Origin of the sequence: uncultured Campylobacter sp., from assembly GCF_938031315.1 — a bacterium.
GTDB lineage: Bacteria > Campylobacterota > Campylobacteria > Campylobacterales > Campylobacteraceae > Campylobacter_B.
Genome location: NZ_CALHHT010000486.1, coordinates 1 through 3671 on the forward strand (window position 1 = coordinate 1; position 3671 = coordinate 3671).

The 3671-nt window shown below is 55.9% G+C and carries 4 protein-coding genes; 3 read left to right on the top strand and 1 reads right to left on the bottom strand.

Annotation, left to right across the window (positions count from 1 at the left end; all coding sequences use genetic code 11):
• Positions 1-902 (top strand): hypothetical protein (locus tag Q0236_RS12010; RefSeq protein WP_297918380.1); only part of this gene is annotated, 902 nt, incomplete at its 5' end.
• Between the two features lie 4 nt (positions 903-906).
• On the opposite strand, the gene Q0236_RS12015 is transcribed toward Q0236_RS12010, so the two are convergent.
• The gene (locus Q0236_RS12015) at positions 907-1125 is read right to left on the bottom strand and encodes a hypothetical protein (RefSeq protein WP_297918383.1); all 219 of its coding nucleotides are present in this window, start codon (positions 1123-1125) and stop codon (positions 907-909) included.
• A gap of 438 nt (positions 1126-1563) precedes the next feature.
• On the opposite strand from Q0236_RS12015, the gene Q0236_RS12020 reads away from it, so the two are divergent.
• Both Q0236_RS12020 and Q0236_RS12025 read left to right on the top strand, forming a co-directional pair.
• The gene (locus Q0236_RS12020) at positions 1564-2757 is read left to right on the top strand and encodes a thiamine-phosphate kinase (protein WP_297918386.1); all 1194 of its coding nucleotides are present in this window, start codon (positions 1564-1566) and stop codon (positions 2755-2757) included.
• A 188-nt stretch (positions 2758-2945) separates the two neighbouring features.
• A complete protein-coding gene (locus Q0236_RS12025) occupies positions 2946-3383 on the top strand; it encodes a DUF417 family protein (RefSeq protein WP_297904949.1) in 438 nt (145 codons plus the stop codon).
• Positions 3384-3671 lie beyond the last annotated feature (288 nt).

Here is a 3671-nt window from a genome sequence, read left to right on the forward strand (position 1 = left end):
TAAATGCCGATGCCGTAAATTACGAGAGCGCTTATACATTCGGGCGCATCTGCGAGGCTCGCGGCGATCGTAAGGGCGCTGTGCGCGAATATGGGCGGGCGCTGTTTATTTGGACTATGTTTTTATCCGGCGATACCGTGCGTGCGGAGGAGATTTTCGCCCGACTGAAAGCGCTCGTGCCCGATCCCTACGAGGCCGAAGGCAGAGCTAGCGGCGCGTGCGAGTATCTGCGCGCCAAGGCTGGCTTCGCTTCTGATGAGCCGGCGCCCGAGCCCAAGCGTCGCGCACTGCGAGATTTGGCCGAATGGGAAGCGCACTGCTTGCATCTGCGCCCGTTTATAGATGACGGATCGGACGAGCGCGCGCGTAGGGCTTCGCTCGCGCGGGATTACGCGCAGCTACATGCGGGGCTGGGCGAGCGTGCCGCTGCGCTAGAGCATCTGCTTGCCGCAGCGGAGCTCTCGGATGCGACGGAGCCCGATACGGGCAGGCTTTATCTACAGATCGCGCGACAATTTTTGGCGATTTACAAAGAGGCGGGCGTGAGTAAAATTTCTGCGAGCTATGCGCAGAAAAATTTAGCCGCGGCGCAGGATTACGCGGACAGATCGGTAAAGCTCTACGAGGGCATGCGCGGCACCGCCTACGAGCACTCGGGCTACGACGGGCACGAGATTTTAGGCGAGATCGCGATGATACGCGGCGATCCGTCTGCGGCGCTGGGGCATTTTACGGCAATGAGAGACGATGCGGCGGCGCTTTTGGCATATCAGCAGCTACCGGCTTACAAAGAGGCCCTAGTCCACGCGCTAGAGCTACTAGCGCAGTGCTACGATGCGCTAAAAGACCGCAAGAGCAAGGCGGCGGTTGTGCGCGAGCTTGCGAAGCTAAAGAAAGGCTAGCGGATTACCGGGCGGCGGCATTTCGTGAAATTTTACCGCTGCGCTGCGATGAATTCGGCTTGGGGCGTTGCGCGGTTTGTGCGCTTGGGGCGCGGCAAAATTTCATGCCGTTTGCGGGCGGTGCAGGCTTGCGGCGGATTAAGACCGCATGGCGGAGCTCGCGCTTTTGAAGCTTGATTTTAAAAACAAAATTTATACCCGCGCCGTAGATTTGAAGCGGCATCCGTGCCTGCGCGGCGATTTATCTTTGCATCGCAATGTCTTTGTATCGCGGTCACTAAAAGCCGTAATTTCGCCAACATATGAAGCTTTGCGGGCGCTATTGAGTGCGCTATGAACGCGGTTCGGTGTCGCGGCGGCAAGCTAGAGCTGGGCTTTGGGAGCTGCCTGTGCGTCAGTCGGGCGCCGTTTTATCGCAGACCTGTCCGTACCGAGCCGCGTTAAAGCCCCAAAACTCACGCGATTTCTCATTTTGCTATCGAGTCGCACCGAGCCGCAGCCAAACTCGCGCGGCGAAAATCTAAATTTACGCTATAATCTTGCAAAGCGGAGCGTAGAACTCCTGCTGCGCGTGCGCGACGAAATTTAAACAAAGGCCTGCAAATTCGGGCTTCTTAGCTTTCGCACGGCTGCGGCGTAACGCTAATTTAACGGAGGGCGTATGGATAAAGAGCGGTATATTTTTGAGAAATTTAGATCGAAGCTTAACGGCGATGATTGCGCCGTAATCGGCGGGCGAGCGTATTGCAAGGATCTTTTCGTCGAGGGCGTGCATTTTCGGCGCGGCTGGCTGAGCCTGCGCGAGATCGGCGCAAAGGCGATGCTCGTAAACATCTCGGATATGATCGCGACCAATGCGCGCGCCAAATACGCCCTGCTGGGGCTTGCACTGCCGCGCGAGATCGGCACGCGCGAGATCGACGAGCTGTGCGCGGGCGTGAGCGAGACGGCGCGGGAGTGGGGCATACGGATCATCGGCGGCGACACGATCGGCTCGGATCGCATCGCGCTTGGCGTAAGCCTGATCGGCAAGTGCAAGCGCCCGGTGTTTCGCAGCGGCGCGCGCGTGGGCGATCTCATCGCGCATACGGGCGAGCTAGGCGGCGTCGGGCGCGATCTGGCGGTGCTTTTAAGAGATGAAATTTCGCTCGCTAGCTCGCAGACGCAAAACCGAAACGATAAAATTTCGTCGCTGCAAGGCCCAAACGATGAGGTGCAAAGCTCGGGCGATAAAATTTCACCTGCTCGCGCCGAGCCGCGGAGCCTGGATGCCGAAATTTCTGTGCAGAATTCTACTGCGGAAAATTCTACGAGGAATTTCATGACGCAAAATTTGGGCGCGGGAAATTCTGCAGCGCAAGAGAGTCAGTCTGCGAGCCGCGCGCCGCAAAGTTTCGCAGCGAATTATACGGCACAAAGCCCTACATGCGAGAATTCTGCGCCTCAAAAACCAGCATGCGAAGGCTCTGCGTTTGATCTACGCGAGGATCTGCGCGCGCAAATTTCAAAAAATTCGCGCTTCGTCAGGCCCGTTTTGCGCGATAAGTTTTTTTACAAGGCGGCGAAGTTCATCAGCGCGGCGATGGACATTAGCGATGGGCTCGCACAGGACTTGCCCCGCCTGCTGGAGGCTAGCGGCGTAGGTGCGCGCTGGATCGCCCGCCCTAGCGAGGCTGCGTTGCAAAGCGGCGAGGAGTACGAGATTTTGTTCAGCTTCGCGCCGAAGTTTTTGCCTAAAATCTACGCGATTGCCGCTAAGGCGGGCGTTTCGATCAATATCATCGCCGAGGTTTGCCCGCGCACGCCGCAAAGCTCGATGGAATTTCGTGGCAGCTCGCACCACTTCGCGCCTTGAAATTTGCCGCGACCGTTTTAAATTTTAAGGCGCGTGGCATGGAATTTGAAATTTCGCGGAGCCACGAAATTTTGTGGAGGCGTAGAATTTTATGAAGCCGAGGAATTTGGAATTTGAAATTTCGCCCCTTCACGTAGCCTACACGCAAGCTCGCTATCATACCGCTACACAATTTACAAAGGAGCCGTATGAGGGAGATCGTAAAAAAATTTGTCGCAGGCGACGCGGATATTATATTCGCCAGACTTTCCGTTATCATCGTGCTTGCCGTGATGGGCAACTACAAGTGGTTTGAGTTCGAGGTGGAGGCCTTAAAGCCGCTCTTTTCGCAGACGTGGCTTTCGTTTTTGCCCTCAGCGCTCGGGGACGCCGGCGCGAGCTATTTTTTGGGCGTGGTGGAGACCGTGGGCTATCTCTCGCTCATCGCGGGCTTTTTCAAGCCGAAGGCGGGCATCGTGGGCGATCTCATCGTGATCGTCATGGCGCTGAGCACGCTCAGCCTACTGCCGCAGCTGGGCAAGATCGACGGCTTTATCTTTAAAGACCTTTTCTTGCTAGGCCTTGGCTTGGTGCTGCTAAAATACGACCTGGCGCGCCTTTGCCGCGGAGAAAAAAGCTGCGATTGAGCCGTCAAAACATATTGGCGTCGGTTCCGACGCAACACTAAATGATCGCGCACGGCGAGTTTGAAGCTTTTAATTTGAAGCCTGCTTTGCTAGCGGGTGCGTGCTTGAGCTTGCTTGCCTGCGCAGCGCCGTTTAAAATACGGCCGCGCTAAAATTTTATGACGCGCGGTTGAAATTTATCGAGCTGCAGTAATTAAATTTTGCCAACGCTCAAACCCAAATTTATAAAATTTAAATCGACCTATCAGATTGTGCCACAAATTGAGTCGCGTTAAATTTGGCAACGGA